This window comes from Kribbella hippodromi (assembly GCF_039531045.1).
GTDB lineage: Bacteria > Actinomycetota > Actinomycetes > Propionibacteriales > Kribbellaceae > Kribbella > Kribbella hippodromi.
In genome coordinates, this window is the sequence record NZ_BAAAPH010000009.1 from 140864 (window position 1) to 157806 (window position 16943).

A 16943-nucleotide genomic window follows, 5' to 3' on the forward strand; every position below is an offset into this window, starting at 1 on the left:
TACGTAGACGACCACTGCGGTGCGATTTGAGCGGCGCCAGGCGGGCGCCGCGGGCGCAGTAGAGGCATACGTACTGTCGAGCTGCCGAGTATCTACTTTCGGCCTTGGACCGCCAGTGCTTGTTCCAGTTCGTGGCGGATGGCGTCGGCGCCGGACTTGCGGTAGTCGGCGACCGCGTCGTCCCAGGCGCTCAGTGGAGCCCGGCCGAGTTGGATGTCCTTGGTCAGCGAGTCCATCCGGACGTCGAGGATCTTCCCCTTGGTGGATTGCGTCGGCGAGTACAGACCGTACGTCGGCTGCAGGATCGCTGTCGGGAGCACGGTCTTGAGATGGTCGTACGCCATGTCGACCGCGTCCGGATGACCGGGGAAGTACGCCGGGTACGGACCATCGGCCAGGTACTGGATCGGGAACTCACCCAAACAGACCTCGCTGCCGCCGTCCTTGGTGAGCTGTGGATCGGTCCCGTTCAGCGTGTAGTGCCGGCCGGGCAGGCCGAACTTGCGGAACAAGTACTCCTCCGTGCCGAACGGCGCCGCGAACCAGTTCAGTACGCGGAGCAACGTCTTCGTACGCTCCGGCGAACTCGGCCGGATCGCCGCGATCGAGTTGTTCGGCGACCCGAGCAGCACCCGGCCGACCTTGCCGTCCGAGCTCCGTGGCACCGGCAGCGAGACGCTGAACGCCGGCGAGGTGGCCCGCCGGTAGAAGCTTTGGATCGACGAGTACGTGTCCTGGGTCAGCACCGCCGAGCCCTGGGTGAACCACACCTTCTGGTTGTTCTTCGCGACGCCGTCCGGATGGATCAGGCCGGCCGCCACCATCTGGCGGGTGATCGACAGCATCTGTTTGTGCTCGGGCAGTTCCCGGCTGTGCACCAGCTTTCCGTCCCGCACCTCCCAGATGTTCGGCAGGCCGAGCATCGCGCTCAACGCGGCGGTGGGCGGTACGGCGAAGGCCCACCGGTTCTTCTTCGCATCGGTGACCGCCTTCCCGATCTTCATCAGATCGTCCGGCGTCGGTGAGCCGAGCTCGACGCCCAGCTGGTCGAGGATGTCCTGCCGAGCCAGCAGTGTGTTCGACGACATCACGCCGCGCTGGATCGGGACGGCGCGGATGCCGCCGGAGAATACGCAGCCGCGCCACGAGTCGGCCGGCGCATTGGCCAGGAACGGGTACTCGAGGATCGCATCCCCGGACAGGTACTCGGTCAGGTCCTGCGCCCGCGCCTCGAGGAACTGCGGCAGGTACGCGAAGGCACCGTCCACGTTGAACAGATCGCCCAGCGTGTCACCGGCGACCGAGGTGGCGAACTTGTTCGTGTAGTCGCCCGCCGCGGTGATGTTCAGTTCCAGCGGCGAACCGAGGCGGCGATTGAGTTCCTGCCAGTACGGGTTGCGATCGGCGGTGGGCGGGATCGGGTTCGAGGTGGGTGCCGAACCGGTCACCGTGGTGCCGTCGCCGGGTATCCCGTCCGTCACCTTCGCCGGGTGCGCCGGGAACTTGTAGAAGCAGTCCGGCATCAGCGGATGCACCCGCGGCAGATCCGGTTTCGGGCCGGCGAATCGTTTGTACGTCGGCAGCGCCACCGGCTTGTTCAAGGCAGCGATATCGGTTGATCGGGTCACCGTGGAGCAACCGCTCAATCCGCCGGCGGTGGCGGCCGCGGCCAGCGATCCGCCGAGAAGCGTTCTTCTGCTGATCATCTCGTCACCCCTTCACCGCGCCGGTCATCATGCCCTTGGCGAAATGCCGCTGCAGGAACGGGTACACGATCAGGATCGGCACCAGCGAAACCACCAGAATCGCCATTTGAATCGATTCCTGCGGCGGCAATTGGTCGGCCGAAGCACCGCCGAGATCGCCGCTGCTCAGCTCGGTGTTGTTCACCACATAAGTCCGCAGTACGAGTTGCAGCGGCCATTTCGCGGTGTCGTTGATATACAGCATCGCGTTGAAGAACGCGTTCCAGTACCCGACCGCGTAGAACAGTCCGACGACCGCGAGTACCGCCCGCGACAGAGGTAGAACGATAGACCAGAAGATGCGGAAGTCGCCGGCGCCGTCGACCCGGGCGGAATCGAGCACCGAGTCCGGGATGCTCATGAAGAACGAGCGCAGCACGATGACGTTGAAGCCGCTGATCGCGGTCGGGAGGATCAGCGCCAGAAGCGAGTCGAGGAGGCCGAATTCCTTGACCACCAGGTAGTTCGGGATCAGGCCCGGGCTGAAGAGCAAGCTGAACAGGACGATCATCAGGATCGGTCGCTGCAGGAACGAGCCTTGCCGGCTGAGCGCGTACGCGAGCATCGTGGACCCGGCGAGACTGATCAAGGTGCCGCCGACGGCGATCAGTACGCTGACGCCGAGCGCTCGCTGCACGACGCCGCCGTTGAAGATGGACTTGTACGCGTCGAGGTTGAGACCGTCCGGCCACAGGACGAATCCGCCGGAGTTCGTGACGTGTTGCTGGCTCGCGATACTGGTCGAAATCACGCCGAGAAACGGCACGATCACCAAGGCACAACAAACAATCAGCACAACAGCCTTCAATACCCGGGAGGACATTCCGGGAGCTTCGTCGATCATACTCATTTCTTGTACACTCCCGCCTCGCCGAAGAGATGGGCCACTTTGTTGGCGCCCAGTACGAGGGCGACGCCGAACAGGCCCTTGACCAAACCGACCGCGGCGGAAACGCCCCATTGGCCGGCCAGGACGCCGTTGTTGTAGACGTACGTGTCGAGCACTTCGCTGGCGGGTCTGCCGACCAGGTTCTGTTGCAGGATGATCTGCTCGAAGCCGACGGTCAGCGAGTCGCCGAGGCGCAGGATCAGCAGCAGGATGATCAGTCCGCGAATGCCGGGGACGGTGACGTGCCACAGTTGCCGCCAGCGGGACGCGCCGTCGACGCGGGCGGCCTCGTACAGCCCCTGGTCGATCTGGGTGAGGGCGGCGAGGAAGAGGATCGTGCCCCACCCGGTGTCCTTCCAGATCACCTGACTGGTGAGCAGCGCGATGAAGCCGTCCGGGTTGCCGAGGAAGTCGATCGTGCTCATGCCGTGTTCACGGAGGAAGTTGTTGATCAGCCCGCTGCCGCCGAGGATCTGCTGGAAGATCGCCACCACGATCACCCAGGACAGGAAGTGCGGCAGGTACAGGACGGACTGGACGATCCGCTTGATGCGCTCCGACAGCAGGCTGTTCAGCAGGAGCGCGAGCGCGATCGGCGCCGGGAACACGAAGATGACCTGCACCAGGGTGATCAGCAGCGTGTTCTTCAGTGCGTTCAGGAACTCGGCGTCACCGTTGAAGATGACGGCGAAGTTGTCCCAGCCGACCCAGGCGCTGCGGCCGAGCGGGACGAACGGGAGATACTCCTGGAAGGCGATCAGGTTGCCGAGTAGCGGGAGGTAGTGGAACGCGAGCAGCAGCACCAGGCCGGGCAGGGCCATCAGCAGCAGGATCTTGTCCCGGCGAGCCCGCGCCCACCAGTTGAGCGTCCGGCCGCGCGAGGTACCCGGTGGATCCGCGCCCGGGCCGGCGGCAGCTTGTGTCGGGGTTGACCGGTCGTGGATTGCATCGATTCGAGCCACGCGAGACTCCCTGGATGGTTGCCGTCGCCCTCACTGGTGGAGAGCGTTTTCCGTTCCCCTTTGTTCGATATTGTCGTGTCGTGAGGGAATCGGCAACCGCTTGCCGGTGCGTCCTGGGCCAAATCTGGAACCGTTACCAACCGCTGTGACAGACAGTCAACGCGGGAGCGTCGGTTGGCTACGGCGTGCTTTGGTAGCTGAGCCAGGTCCCGCCGAGTGGTTGCTGATCGACGCCTGGTTTGGACCAGTCGCAGACGCCATCGGGAAAGATCGAGCGCAGTTTTGCCCATTGGGCGTCCGTAAATCCTGGGTAGTCCCAGCGGCGGAGCGGTCGCAGTTCGCATTTGACGACGTCGGCCGCGACGCCTCCCCCGGCCACCTCGCGCGGGAAGGACGCTGACGGATACAGCCGTTCGCACCGTGACGACGGGTTGCGGTCCAGCGGCTGCTTGATGAAGCCGTCGGGGCCGCGGCAGCCTTCGGACAAACCGGAAGGGTGGGCCGCGATGATCTTGTCGATCTGCGGCCGGCTGGTCGCATCCGCCGTCAGTTGGGTCAGCCACGCGTCCATCGCATCGACCGCATGCCGCAACAGCGGACTCCCGGTACTGAACAACCCGTACCGCAGATCCTCCAGCAAACTCACCTGGTTGACCGCCGTACCGTTCGCCTTCTGCAAGCGCGCACGCATCGACAACGTCTGGTACCGCACGTGGATGTCGCCCCACGGCGCATTGTCGGAGTACGCCCGGTAGTCGATGATCGGCACATCCTTCAACCCGCCGCCACCGCTGTTCAACCGCCCGGTCCGGTACGCCGCCCGCACCGCCTCCGGATCGGCGACCGTACGCCCGGGCACAAGGTTGGCATCGGCATCGAATCCGCCGATCCGGTCGTTCAAATCAAGGAACTGTCCCGGCGTGATCCCCCCGGACCGCAGCACCTTCAGCCCGTACTGCACGCCGACGTTGTCCAACGGCCGCCGCGCGAACCCGGTCAGCGGATCAGCGCCGTACTGATTGATCGCGTGGTCGTACACATCGCACCGAACCCCGTCCGGCTTCCGCACCGGGTCGTACCGCAATCCCACCGGGACGATCCCGCAGTTCCGCCGCGGATCGATCCGCCGCGCACTCAGCGCCATACTCGGCAGCGTCGCGTACGAAGCGAACCCCGCCACCCGGCGCTTCTGCTCCTGCGTCCACTGGACCGTACTTCGCGCCCGGAAGTACGAATCCAGCAACCACGAATCGCTGATGAACGACACCGTGCCGAACCCGACGTCCGGAAACGAGCACCCGACGATGATCCCGTCGAAGATGCCCGGATAGTTGTCGGTGATCTGATGTGCCTGGTACGAGCCGCCGGAGCAGCCGAACCCGATGGTGAACTCCGGCCGGCCGTAATGCTCGATGAAGAACTCTTTCGTCATCGTCGCCGACTCGGCCGCGATCACGTCGTTGCAGTTCTGCCCGAAGACGTTCAGCGACGACGACATCAGCGCGTACCCGCGGCCGAGCAACACCGGGTCGGTCACCCCGCCGGTCATCGACCCGGACCGGTACCACCCGCCGGCGCAGCCGCCACCCAGGGTGAAGATCGCGCGGCCGTTCCAGCTCGCAGACCGGTGCGTCGGCGTCGGCACCGGGTCGCGCAGGGGGTCGTGCAGCATGCTGGTCTGGACGACCGCCCGGTTCGCGCTGCCGGTCTCCATCCGGACGATGAACGGATCGCCGGAGTCCGTCTCGGCCAGATCGCGCGGGTACGAACGGGTGCCGGCCGGCCATTTCGCCCACTTCCGCGCCTTGGTCCGGTAGAAGTAGTCGACCCGCCCCGGCACCGTACACGCGGCGTCCTCCGGCGGGCCGAGCGTGCCGCCGACCACCGGGAGCTTGAACTTCGTGGTTTCGCACTGGAACGGCTGCTCGTGCGGCCCGGAGAAGATCGGGCCCTCACGCGGGTGATTGCGGACCTCCAGCGTCGTCCGCCGGCCTCCGGCCTCGGCACGAAGTTCGTTCGTGCCGAGGCGGAGGTTTTCGACCAGCCCGGTCATGCCGGTCTCGTCGTCGGTGAACGCCGATGACACGTCCTTGCCGTTCAGCATCACCCGGACCTGGTCGTCCGGGTTCGGCACGTCGAGGTGGATCAGCGCGTCACCGCCGGTGACGGCGTCCGCGCGACTCGACAGGACCTGCAGCTTCACCGGCCGCGACGTGACCGCCGGGACCAGGGGGAACACCAACACACCGGCGATCAGCGCGGCGATGATCCGTCGCGGTCGGGAAGTCAGTGTTCCTCCTCCTCAAGTAGTTCAGTGGGCGGCCACCTCGTACACTCTCGCGATGTCCGGGGTGGTGTTCGACGGGTCGGTGACGGTCAGGCGGATCTGGTCAATTGTCCCGGACGGACCGGCCATCGAGACCAAGGACCGGGTATTGGCACTCACGCTACCGAGCTGGACCCAGCCCGCCGACGTGTGGCCTTCAACCTTGAACGCGGTCAGTACCGTGCCGGTGGCAACGTTCGGGTACCCATACCCGCTGTACACATCCACCTGATTGACGTCTTTGTACGCTCCCAGGTTCAGCGTGAGTACGGGCGTGGTGTCGCCGACCGCCGACATCCAGCGACCACTGTCCGTACACGACCCGTCGACCGCCTTCGCCGCGCCCGAGTTCGCGTCGTACGAAGACGAAGCGGTCGCGGTCGCGCCGCGGGCGAGGTGGTCGGAGCACGGTGAGGTCGCGGGCGCCCCGGCCAGCCAGTCCCTGATGAACGCGGCCTCGTACTCCCCCGACAGCAGGTTCCAGTTCTTGTCGAACATCACCGGCGCCCAGAAGTTGTCGAACACCCAGCCGATCCATCCGATCTGTGGACGGGCGTCCAGATACTGGCGGAGCGGCAGTCCCCAGCCGGACGTGGTCCCGGCCGTGACCTGGTTGGCCGAGGGCGCCGGATCCCAGCCGAACTCGGTCAGTACGACCGGCAGCGTCGCGGCGGCCGTACCGAACTTGGGATCGAGGTTCGCCGCCGTCGCCGGACCCTGGTTCGGGTACAGGTGGTAGACGTACGCGATGTTGCCGCCGGTGATCGGGTTGCTGACGGCACCGTTCAGCCGCGTGCTCCAGGACGGGCTGCCCATCAGGATGACGTTCGAAGCAACCGATCGGATCGAATCCACCACCGGCTGGATGTACGACTTCCAGGTGGCCCAGTTGTCCGGCGCGATCGGCTCGTTGAACACCTCGAACAGTACGTTCGGGTTGTTCGCGTACCGGGGCGCGATGAAGTCCCAGAACCCCTTCACATCAGCTTGCGGTACCGCACCGGCCGCGTCGCCGTAGTTGCGGACCAGGTGCAGGTCGATGATCACGTACAGGCCCTTGGCCACGGCATGATCGACGTACGGCTTGATGTACTTGGCGTCGTACGCGTTCAGGTCCTTGCCGATCGCCTCGGTGACGAGCAGCCGCAGGACCTTGGAGTTCCAGCCGTTCGACACCGTCATGTCGATCAGGTCGTTGATCGGTTTCGAGTTGCAGTCGGTGCAGACGCTGTTCTGTTCAGGGGCGATCACGGAGACACCCTTGAGGGTGACATCGGTGCCGGCGCTGTTCTTGATGCGATTGCCTTCGGTGTGCAGGGCGGGGAGGGCGGTGGTCTGCGCGGACGCGTTCACCAGTGACGCGGCGGAGAACAACAGCGCAGTACACAGGGCGGCCAAAGACTTTCGGAACACGGCTACATCCCTTCAGTCACGATAGGTGCGGATCTCTTCCGGCCAGGCCAGCGGGATCTTGAGGGTGTCCGCCAGCAGGCGCTGGTAGTCGGCCAGGTGGGTGGGATCGTTACGGACCTTGCGTGGTGACAGGCCTTCGGTCAGGCAGAACCCGACCAGTGCGCCAACCGCCTCGCCGATACTCCATTCGACCGGGTGCAGGCGGTAGCAACCATTGGTGATGTGCGTCGTCCCGATGTTCTTGTTCGCCGGCAGCAGGTTGTTCACCCGGACCGGGATCAGCGCGCCGAGCGGAATCTGGAACGGGTACGCCTCGATGTCGACATAGGTACGCCCGGCTGTACTCGGGTGCAGGTCGATCCGGTACCGGCCGAGGCCGACGGTGTCCGCGAACACCTCACTGCCCGAACCCTCCGGCCGTGCTTCGACGCCGACATGCTGCTCCAGCACGGTGAACTCGGCCTGGATCCGCCGCGCCTCGCGGATGTACGGCGTCTTCGCGAGACCGTCCGCAGTACCGGTGAGGTCCGGCCGCAGGCGCAGCCCGGGATAGCCGGCCTCGGTCTGCATCCAGTACAGGAAGGACAGCGACAGGTCCCGGCTCGCGGCCAGCGCGACCTCGGGGTCCGGACCGCCGAGCAGCGGCTGCTCCCAGTAGTCGAGCTGCGGCCAGTTCACCACCGTCGCGTCCGGGATCGCCTTGTCGACAAAGTTGCTACTGGCAAGGATCTGCCGGTACCGCCAGATCGAGAACGGTGCGCGCTGATCCGGGTTCGGCTCGAACAGCTTCCACTCCCGCCGCTCCAACGTCACCGGTACGACATCCGTCCAGGACAACTGCGGTCCCGGCCAGAACGGTGCGACCGTGTTCCGCCAGTGCTCGTACCCGGCCGGCTTGTCGATGGTGTGGTCCTCCCCCGCGCGATGCTCCAGCGCGAAGCACCACGAGAACGCCTGCTGATCAAGGGGATTCGCGACCTCGGGCGCGTGCAGTTCACCGGTCTGGTCGCGGCCTTCCGCACCGATCACATGCTCGACATTCGCAAGCTCCAGCAGGTCACCGAGCTCGGTCGCGTCCACGACGTACGCGGCCGAAACCGTCAGCTCATGACCGGCACGCAGGTCCCGCAGCGTGACCGCATCGATCTCGTCGCCGTTGGTCGACGCCGCGATCGGCTCGTGCTCCAAGTACACGCGGAGCCGGCCGGACGCGCGCCACGGTGCGACCAGCTCGTCCAGTACGGCCGCGGCGACCCGTGGTTCGTGGCAGAACCGGCTGACCACGCCGAGGCCCGGATCGAGCAGCGGATCGGCAGCGACTTCGGGGCGGAGCGGGTAGTTGCGCCGGTAGTACGCCCGGATCCGGGTACGCAGGTCGGCGTACCCGGTCGGCGCGTACTCCTCGATCCACGGGTGCTCGTCCGGCGGCACGAGCTGGCTGGTCAGCTGCCCACCCAGCCAATCGGTCGGCTCGGTCAGGACGACGCGGTGGCCCAGCTTGACCGCCGCCAGCGCCGCGGCCACCCCACCCAAGCCACCGCCGACGACCAGGACATCAGTATCCAGTTCCACCCGTTTACTCCTTAATAAGGGGCGCGGCGACGGTTTCGCCGGCCACCAGGTCGCAGGCCACCAGTTGGCTGACCGGTTCCGCGTCCGGGTCCTCGACCCGCGCCACCAGGGCGTCGATCGCGATCCGGCCGATCTCCTTGCGCGGGATCACCAGGCAGTCCCAGCGGTGCCCGGGCTCGTCACCCGATCCCTCCAGCACCGCCACCGACAGATCCGCCGGAATCGTCAGCCCGCGCGCGGCCAGCCGGTTCCGCAGGTCCTCGGCCTGGCCGATGTTCTCGGCCACCACCGCCGTCTCCGGTCCGGTGGCCAGCTCGTCCAGCCACTCGTCGGTCAGTCCGGGCTCGCCGCGGTGACCCGGCGAGCGGTCCTGCAGTCCGAGCCGTTCGACCGCGGCCCGGTAGCCGGTCCGGCGATCCGCGTACGCCTCCTGATCGATGCCCGAGTGCAGGTACGCCAAGTGCCGATGCCCGCGTTCGGCCAGCGACGCCACGATCCGGTCGGCGGCCGTCACATAGTCCGGGATGATGCACGGAATCTCCGCGCCCGGCACCTCCCGGCGGCCGATGTGGACGAACAGATAGCCGTCGTGCCACAACCGGGCCAGCTCTTCCCGGTCGGTCGCGGCACCGAGCAGAACGGTGCCGTCGGCAAGGTTCAGCCGGTTCGTACCGTCCCGGTAGATCCGGCGGCGACCGTCACTCGTACCGGTCGAGGTGAAGAGCACCAGGTCGTACCCGATCTCCTCGGCCCGCTCCTCGATCCCGAGCAGGAACTCGAAGTAGAAGTCCTCGCGCGCGTGCGGGAACACCGACTCAAAGGTGTGTACGCCGAGCAGCCGGTTGCGCTTGTTCCGGAGATTCCGCGCGGCCGCGTTCGGGACGTACCCGAGCTCCTTCACTGCCGCGAGGATCCGGTCCCGGGTCTCCAGTGGAATCCGGTCGATCTCGCCGCTCACCACCCGCGACACCGCGGACTGGGACACCCCGGCGAGCCGGGCGACATCGGACTGACGTGGTGCTTTCATCGGTCCTCCTGCAACCAGCAGTGCGTCCAGCGCCCGCCGGGTAGTTCGGTCCGGGGTGGTGCCTCGGTCCGGCAGACGTCCATCGCGACCGGACATCTTGGATGGAACCGGCACCCGGCCGGCGGGTCGATCAGGCTCGGCGGTTCGCCCAGATCCTCCGCGTCGAAGAGCGCGGCGCGGTCCGTACGGTCCCGCTCCGGATCGGGTGACGAGTCGATCAGCAGCTGTGTGTACGGATGCAGCGGATCGGCGATCACGTCTTCCTTCGGACCACCTTCGATCATCTGGCCCGCGTACATCACCACGATGTCGTCGCACAGGTAGCGCGCGCTGGCGATGTCGTGCGTGATGTACAGCAGCGCGAGGCCGTCCTCCGTACGCAACCGATCGAGCAGGTTGAGCATCTCCAGCCGGATCGACACGTCCAGCATCGAGATCGGCTCGTCACCGAGAAGTACCTTCGGCTCGACCGCCAGCGCCCGCGCGATCACCACTCGCTGCCGCTGCCCGCCGGACAGCTCGTGCGGGAACTTGTCGACATACTGCTCAACGGGAGTCAGACTGACCCGCTCCAGCAGCTCCACCACTCGCCGCTCCAACTCCTCCTTGGTGCGTACGTCGTGATGCAGTTTGACCGCACGCTCCAGGTTGTAGCGCACGCGGTGCAGCGGATTCAGCGAACCGAACGGGTCCTGGAAGATCAGCTGAACATCGCGGTAGTACGCCCGGGGGCTGCCCTTGACCAGCTCACCGCGCAACCGGATCTCGCCCTCGGTCGGCGGGTAGAACCGGGCCAGCAGCCGCGCGAGCGTCGTCTTTCCACTGCCGCTCTCGCCGACCAGCGCCACGATGCGGCCGGGCTGCAGCGCGAGCGTCGCGTCCTCTACCGCGCGGACCGTCGACCGGCCGGCCGGGAAGTGCTTCGAGACCCCGCGGGCCTCCAGAACGGGTTGGCTCATACTCGATCCTCTCCCGACGGGTACAGCCGGCAGGCGACGGCATGCTCCTCGATGGTCAGCAAATCCGGTCGTTGCTGGTCGCAACCGTCGAAACGATCCGGGCAGCGGGGATGGAACGCACAGCCCGGCGGCGGGTCGCGCAGGTCCGGTGGGCTGCCCGGGATGCCGCTGAGCTTGCGGAGCGGCGAGCGCAGCGGCGGGAACGAATCACGCAGACCGCGGGTGTACGGGTGGCGCGGCTTGCCGTAGAGCGACTCGGCGGTACCGATCTCGACGATCCGGCCGCCGTACATGATCGCGATCCGGTCGGCGAGCTCCAGCAACAAGGACAGGTCGTGGGTGACGAAGACGACCGCGAAACCGAGCTCGCGGCGCAGCCGCAGTACCTGGGCCAGGATCTGCCGCTGCATCACCACGTCGACCGCGGTCGTTGGTTCGTCCATCACTACCAGCTCGGGACCACAGGCCAGCGCGAGCGCGATGCTCGCCCGCTGCCGCATCCCGCCGGACAGCTCGTGCGGATAACTGCGGACGCGGTCGGCGGAGATCCCGACCATGCCGAGCAGCTCGGCCGCGCGAGCCCAGGCGTCCTTGCGACTCATGGACTTGTCGTGCGCGCGCAGTACGTCGACGAACTGGGCGCCGACACGCATCACCGGATTCAGTGCGTCCATCGCGCTCTGCAGCACGATCGCCAGCGAGGTCCAGCGCAGCTTGCGCAACTCATCGGCGCTCAAAGTCACCAGATCCGTGCCGTTGAACTCGATCCGGCCGGCCGTGGTCACCGCCGGCGGACGCTGCAGGCGGGTCAGCGCGGTGATCAACGTCGACTTGCCCGACCCCGACTCCCCCGCCACCCCGAGGATCTCACCCCGCTGCAACTCGAAGGACACGTCGTCACAGGCCCGCACCGGCCGATCGCCGGTCAGGTAGTCGACGGTCAAGCCGTCCACGGTCAGCACGCTCATGCTTCGACCACCTTCCGGGTCCGGACGACGACCGAGCGCCGGGCCATCCGCAGTTTCGGGTTGGACACCTCGTCGACGCCGAAGTTGACCATCGTCGCGGCGGTACCGATCAGGGCGATGCACAACCCGGGCGGTACGAACCACCACCAGAACCCGCGCAGTACGGCACTCTGCTGCTGTGCCGCCTGGATCATCGTGCCCCAGCTGATCGACCCGGAGTCGGTGATGCCAAGGAACGCGAGACCGGCCTCGGCCATCACCCCGCCGATCATGCCGTGCAGGAACATCGCCGAGATCCAGCCGGTCAGATGCGGAAGCACCTCGAAGAAGATCAGCCGCCGATGCGGTTCGCCGACCATCCGCATCGCCAGCACGAAATCACGGCTGCTCAGACTGAGCGCCTGCGCCCGGAGCGTACGCGCGCCGCCGGACCAGCCGAACAGGCCGATGATCAGGGCGATCACCCATGGACCGGTGCCTTGTACATAACCCGCGACGATCAGGATCAGCGGCAGGACGGGCATCACCAGGAACAAGTTGGTGAGGAAGTTCAGGCCGTTGTCGACCGCGCGGCCGAAGTACCCGGCCGGTACGCCGACCAGGACCGCGATCAGCGTACCGATCAACGCGGCCAGGATGCCGACCAGCATCGAGCCGCGGGCGCCCGCGACGGTCTGCGCGAGGACGTCCTGACCGAACTGGGTCGTGCCGAACAGGTGCTTCGCGCTCGGCGGCTGGGAGATCGCGCTGAAGTCGTTCGCCCGCGGGTCCAAGGGGAGCAGCGGGCCGATGATCGCGAGCAGTACGAAGAAGACGAGTACACCGAGGCCGAAACGGACCTTCCAGCTCTTGAGCATGGTCATCCCCTCGCCCGGATCCGCGGATCGAGCAGTACGTACATCAGGTCCGCGATCAGGTTCGCCAGCAGGACAGTGAGCGTGATCAGCAGGAAGACGCCCTGCATCATCGGGTAGTCGCGCTTCTGCAGCGCCTCGTACATCAGGTAACCGATGCCGGGATAGCTGAACACGATCTCGGTCAGCAGCGCGCCGCCGACGACATGACCGAGCGCCATCGCGAAGCCGGTGAAGCTCGGCAGCATCGCGTTCCGGGCCGCGTACCTGAGCATCACCCGGCCGGGCGACAGGCCCTTCGCCTGCGCGAGCAGGACGTAGTCCTCGCGGACGGTGGTGACCGTCATGTTCCGCATCCCGAGCAGCCAGCCGCCGAAGGCCGAGAAGACGATGGTTGCCGCGGGCAAGATCCCGTGATGCAGCACGCTCAACACGTACGCGAAGGTGAAGCCCTGTGGCAGATCGGCGTCGTACCCGCCGGACAGTGGGGTCCAGCCGAGGACGAAGCCGAACACCCAGAGCGCGAGCAAGGCGACCCAGAAGTACGGGACGCTTGACAGGAAGGTGGTGAACGGGGTCAGGATCGCGTCGAAGCGGCTGCCTGCCTTCCAGCCGGCGACGACGCCGAGCAACGTACCGATCGCGAACGCGGTGACTGTGGTCGCGCCGACGAGGAGCAACGTCCACGGCATCGCCTGGCTGACCAGGTCGGCGACCGGGACCGGGAAGTTGACCACCGAAACGCCGAGGTCACCGTGCGCGAGCTGCCGCACATAGTCGCCGAACTGCTGGAGCAGGTTCGCGTGCGGGTTGCCGAAGATGGCCCGGATCGACATCAGCGTCTCGGCCGGCACCTGCTGGCCGCTGACCCGCTCCAGCTCCTCCACGATCGCCGACGACGGGTCGCCCGGCATCAGCCGCGGGAGCAGGAAGTTCAGCACGATCGCGGCCGCCGCGGCGGCCAGGTAGAACCCGAGCCGCCGGGCCAGGAAGGCCCACCGGACCATCAGTTGCCCCGGCGCTGCAGCTTCAGCAGCGTCATGATCGTGTCCGGTCCCATCCCGGCGAACGGGATGCTCTCGAACTTCTCCGGCGTCGGCCAGCCGGTCCACCGGGTCGAGTTGATGTCGATGAAGTAGAAGTTGTTGTAGATCGGGCTGAACGGGACCTTGTCCACGACGATCTTCTGCAGCTGCTTGCCGAGCGCCTTCAACTCCTCGACGTCCTCGGTCCGCTGCATCGCGGCGATCAGCTTGTCGGACTCGGGGTCGTTCCAGCGGCCCTGGTTCAAGGTGGCCGACTTGCCGATCGGCGTCAGGTACTGGCTGGACAGGAAGCGGTACACGCCGTACACGCTGGCCCCGCCGGTGGACGCGGCAGCCACGTCGAACTGGCCGAGGTTCTGCTTGTCGTAGTACCCGGCGCTCGGCTGGCCGGCGCTCTTCACGGTCAGCCCCAGGGTCTGCTTCCAGCTGTTGATTAGGATGTCGGCGTAGCTGCCCCAGCCCCAGTCGGCGTTGAACAGGATGCTCGGCGTGTACCGCTTGCCGTCCTTGACCAGCGCACCGTTGTCGACCGTCCAGCCGCCCTTCGCGAGCTCGGCCTTGGCGGCGTCGGCGTCGACCTTCTGCACCTTGCCCTTGTACGCCGGGTCCAGCCAGTCGCTGAACAGCTGCTCGGAAAGCCCGGTCGGCCCGGCCTCGGTGCCCGGTCGCTGGAGCGTGGTCACGACGGCGGTGCGGTCGACCGTCAGCGCGAGCGCGCGGCGTACGTGCACGTCGTCGAAGGGTGCTTTGGCGGTGTTGAAGAGCACCGACATCGCGCCACCGTTGGAGTACAGCTGGTAGAGGTGCTTGTCCGGGTCCTTGGCGACGTACTCCTTCTCGCCGTTCGCCCAGCTGGCCGACGCCCAGTCGAGCTCGCCCTTGAGCAGCTGCGCCTTGAGTGCGTCACCGGCGGTCGGGACGATCTTGAACGTTGTCATCGGCAACTTGCCGCCCCAGTAGTCCGACCGCGCGGCCAGGGTGATCTGCTGCGGCTTGAACTCCTTGACCGTGAACGGTCCAGTGCCTACGGGGTCCGGGTTCGTCCAGGTGTTCAGGTTCTGGGTCGACCAGATGTGCTTCGGGACCATCGGCAGCAGGATGTTCGCGAACTGGTTGAGAGTCGCGTACGACGGCTCGGGGAAGGTGACTTTGACGGTGCTGTCGTCGACCTTCGCGACCGATTTGTAGGTCACCCCCGCGATGCTGAAGTCCGGCTTGTCGATCGGCAGCCGGAGCGAGTACACGGCGTCGTCGGCGGTGAACTTCTTGCCGTCCGACCAGGTCGCGTCGGTGCGGAGCTTGATCGTGAGCAGTTTGCCCTGGTCGGAGAACGCCCAGCTCTGCGCGAGCCACGGCTTCACCACACCGCCGTTTGCGTAGTCGACGCGCATCAGCGGTTCGTACACCAGCTCCGCGTTCGGCGCCTTGTCGGTCGCCGGGCCCATCACGTTGTAGTTGCGGACGAACGTCGTACCCCCGTCGGTCTTCGCGTAGGTGATCGAGGCCTCCGCCCCGCCACCACCGGCCGGCTTCACCGCGGGACCTGAACATCCCGCGAGCACCACCGCACCGAGCACCAAGAGCACCTGCCGGCGACTGCGCATATCTCTCACCCCAGACTAGAGCGGCTGCACGTTCATACGTATGAGCAGTCAGATATGAGCTTGGAAGGCGGTGCTCTTACGTATGCGCAGGAACCTACGAACGTTACGCGCGCATGTCAAGAGCGAGACACCCCGGCAACAACAATCACCGGATCCGGTCGTCGCCGGAACGGCAATCACCTGATCCGGTCGGCGATGACAATCACCGGGTGCCGCCCGGCGACCGCCACCTCGTACCGGTCGAGCACCCGCCATCCCCGCGGCACCTGCTCAGCCATCAACAGCGCCACCACCAACCCACCCGGCCGCAGCACGTCCCGCCACCGCCGCAGAGCCGCCGGCAAGTCCGCCGCGTCCACCCGTACACCCCACGGCGGATTGCTCACGATCCGATCGAACGACCCACCGACGGGGTCCGTTGCAGGGCGCGCCCGCAGCCGGCCGGCGGGAGTTCGCCGCGAGTCACCCACCCGCCAACTGATCCCCGACCCACCCAACCGCGCACCATTTACTCGTGCCGCCGCAATCGCCGCACGCTCCCGGTCGACGCCCACGTAGCTCGCACCGGGCTCAAGCGACTGCGCTTCCAGCAACACCGTGCCGGCACCGCAGAACGGGTCGAGTACGCCCTGCCCGGGTGCCAGCCGCGCAAGCCGTGCCATCGCGGCCGCCACCGGCGGATGCAGACTCCCCGGTACGGTCCGCTGCCGCCACACCCGCCGATGCAACGGAACCGCGTACGGCCTGAGCGCGATCCACAGCGTCTTTCCATCCAGTACAACCCGCCACTCGGCCCGATCATCCGGCGGCACGACCCCACCGCGCCGCGAGTGGTACTGCCCACCCACCAACCGTGCGATCCGCTCCCCGACCAGATCCTCGACGTCGTACCGATTGAAGTTCCGCTCCCCCACAAACGAAGCCGAAACCGCGAACGCCCCACCCGGCTCCGGCGCCGACCGCAAAGCAGCCCGCACCGCGCCGACCAGCCCGTTCTTCGGCCGCCCGGGATCCGGCGCGCTGCCCTGCACGACGAACAAGTCGTCAGCCACCCGCGGCGGCCTCTCGATCATCCCCTCGACGACGACCTGCCGCTTGGACACCTCCACCACCCGATGCCCCGCAGCGGCGACCTCCTCGGCCACCACCCATTCCAAACCCGAAACAGCCCGCACCAATACCAGTGCAGAAGACATGAAGAATCTCCCGGCAAGACCCCGGAAGCAACCAAGCAGCTACTCCCGCGTCGCCGGCCAAGGGCAGAACGCCACACCAGGACCAGCGGAAGCTAGCCCAGTCGGAAAAAGAAACTCTTCACGCCCGAAATCGTGGCACACCAGCCAACAAATCCTCCACCGACTTTCGCTGGCTGGAACACGTTTGGGGCGTTGGCGGATGCGGTGGTGGTGCGCGTAACGGCGGCTGTGGTGGTGCGGCTGGTGTGGTGGTGTGGGTGGAGGTTGTGGCGTACTCGGCCCGGGGTCACCGTGTGTTGAAGTCATCCCGGCTGTTGACCGGCTGACCGGTACCGAAGAACGGGTAGTGGTTCGATCAGGGACCGCCGAACGCGAGTGCCGC

13 protein-coding genes are annotated in these 16943 nt (G+C 66.6%); all 13 read right to left on the reverse strand.

Features of this window, described 5'->3' with window-relative positions:
- Window positions 1–92: 92 nt before the first annotated feature.
- Complete coding sequence (locus ABD260_RS16100; RefSeq protein ID WP_344234339.1) at window positions 93–1706, reverse strand: type 2 periplasmic-binding domain-containing protein; 1614 nt, start codon at window positions 1704–1706, stop codon at window positions 93–95.
- Window positions 1707–1710: 4 nt separating this feature from the next.
- On the reverse strand, window positions 1711–2595 hold the full coding sequence (locus ABD260_RS16105; RefSeq protein ID WP_344234340.1) for a carbohydrate ABC transporter permease: 885 nt from the start codon (window positions 2593–2595) through the stop codon (window positions 1711–1713).
- Window positions 2592–3596 (reverse strand): ABC transporter permease, encoded by a 1005-nt coding sequence (locus ABD260_RS16110; RefSeq protein WP_344234341.1) that lies wholly within the window; start codon window positions 3594–3596, stop codon window positions 2592–2594. The genes ABD260_RS16105 and ABD260_RS16110 overlap by 4 nt, the downstream gene beginning before the upstream one ends.
- Before the next feature lie 178 nt (window positions 3597–3774).
- Complete coding sequence (locus ABD260_RS16115; protein WP_344234342.1) at window positions 3775–5835, reverse strand: DUF6351 family protein; 2061 nt, start codon at window positions 5833–5835, stop codon at window positions 3775–3777.
- Window positions 5836–5907: 72 nt separating this feature from the next.
- Entirely contained in the window at window positions 5908–7335 is a 1428-nt protein-coding gene (locus tag ABD260_RS16120) for a cellulase family glycosylhydrolase (RefSeq protein ID WP_344234343.1), read from the reverse strand.
- A 12-nt stretch (window positions 7336–7347) separates the two neighbouring features.
- Window positions 7348–8907 carry an FAD-dependent oxidoreductase gene (locus tag ABD260_RS16125; protein ID WP_344234344.1) on the reverse strand — a complete coding sequence of 520 codons (1560 nt, stop codon included), beginning with the start codon at window positions 8905–8907 and terminating at the stop codon, window positions 7348–7350.
- A gap of 4 nt (window positions 8908–8911) precedes the next feature.
- A complete protein-coding gene (locus ABD260_RS16130; protein ID WP_344234345.1) occupies window positions 8912–9934 on the reverse strand; it encodes a LacI family DNA-binding transcriptional regulator in 1023 nt (340 codons plus the stop codon).
- Window positions 9931–10893 (reverse strand): ABC transporter ATP-binding protein, encoded by a 963-nt coding sequence (locus tag ABD260_RS16135; RefSeq protein WP_344234346.1) that lies wholly within the window; start codon window positions 10891–10893, stop codon window positions 9931–9933. Before ABD260_RS16135 ends, ABD260_RS16130 begins: the two co-directional genes overlap by 4 nt.
- Window positions 10890–11861 carry an ABC transporter ATP-binding protein gene (locus tag ABD260_RS16140; protein WP_344234347.1) on the reverse strand — a complete coding sequence of 324 codons (972 nt, stop codon included), beginning with the start codon at window positions 11859–11861 and terminating at the stop codon, window positions 10890–10892. Before ABD260_RS16140 ends, ABD260_RS16135 begins: the two co-directional genes overlap by 4 nt.
- Window positions 11858–12724, reverse strand: coding sequence for an ABC transporter permease (locus ABD260_RS16145; protein ID WP_344234348.1), 867 nt, complete (start codon window positions 12722–12724; stop codon window positions 11858–11860). The genes ABD260_RS16140 and ABD260_RS16145 overlap by 4 nt, the downstream gene beginning before the upstream one ends.
- Complete coding sequence (locus ABD260_RS16150) at window positions 12721–13722, reverse strand: ABC transporter permease (protein ID WP_344234349.1); 1002 nt, start codon at window positions 13720–13722, stop codon at window positions 12721–12723. The genes ABD260_RS16145 and ABD260_RS16150 overlap by 4 nt, the downstream gene beginning before the upstream one ends.
- Window positions 13722–15365, reverse strand: a complete 1644-nt coding sequence (locus ABD260_RS16155) for an ABC transporter substrate-binding protein (protein WP_344234350.1) — start codon at window positions 15363–15365, stop codon at window positions 13722–13724. Before ABD260_RS16155 ends, ABD260_RS16150 begins: the two co-directional genes overlap by 1 nt.
- A 176-nt stretch (window positions 15366–15541) precedes the next feature.
- Window positions 15542–16561: a methyltransferase domain-containing protein gene (locus ABD260_RS16160; RefSeq protein ID WP_344234351.1), complete on the reverse strand. Its 1020-nt coding sequence runs from the start codon at window positions 16559–16561 to the stop codon at window positions 15542–15544.
- Window positions 16562–16943 lie beyond the last annotated feature (382 nt).

Bases quoted from the DNA above. Each gene is read 5' to 3' on its own strand.
- ABD260_RS16140 (WP_344234347.1), bottom strand. From the start codon at position 11,861: ATGAGCGTGCTGACCGTGGACGGCTTGACCGTCGACTACCTGACCGGC.
- ABD260_RS16145 (WP_344234348.1), bottom strand. From the start codon at position 12,724: ATGACCATGCTCAAGAGCTGGAAGGTCCGTTTCGGCCTCGGTGTACTC.
- ABD260_RS16100 (WP_344234339.1), bottom strand. From the start codon at position 1,706: ATGATCAGCAGAAGAACGCTTCTCGGCGGATCGCTGGCCGCGGCCGCC.
- ABD260_RS16150 (WP_344234349.1), bottom strand. From the start codon at position 13,722: ATGGTCCGGTGGGCCTTCCTGGCCCGGCGGCTCGGGTTCTACCTGGCC.
- ABD260_RS16130 (WP_344234345.1), bottom strand. From the start codon at position 9,934: ATGAAAGCACCACGTCAGTCCGATGTCGCCCGGCTCGCCGGGGTGTCC.
- ABD260_RS16135 (WP_344234346.1), bottom strand. From the start codon at position 10,893: ATGAGCCAACCCGTTCTGGAGGCCCGCGGGGTCTCGAAGCACTTCCCG.
- ABD260_RS16160 (WP_344234351.1), bottom strand. From the start codon at position 16,561: ATGTCTTCTGCACTGGTATTGGTGCGGGCTGTTTCGGGTTTGGAATGG.
- ABD260_RS16105 (WP_344234340.1), bottom strand. From the start codon at position 2,595: ATGAGTATGATCGACGAAGCTCCCGGAATGTCCTCCCGGGTATTGAAG.
- ABD260_RS16155 (WP_344234350.1), bottom strand. From the start codon at position 15,365: ATGCGCAGTCGCCGGCAGGTGCTCTTGGTGCTCGGTGCGGTGGTGCTC.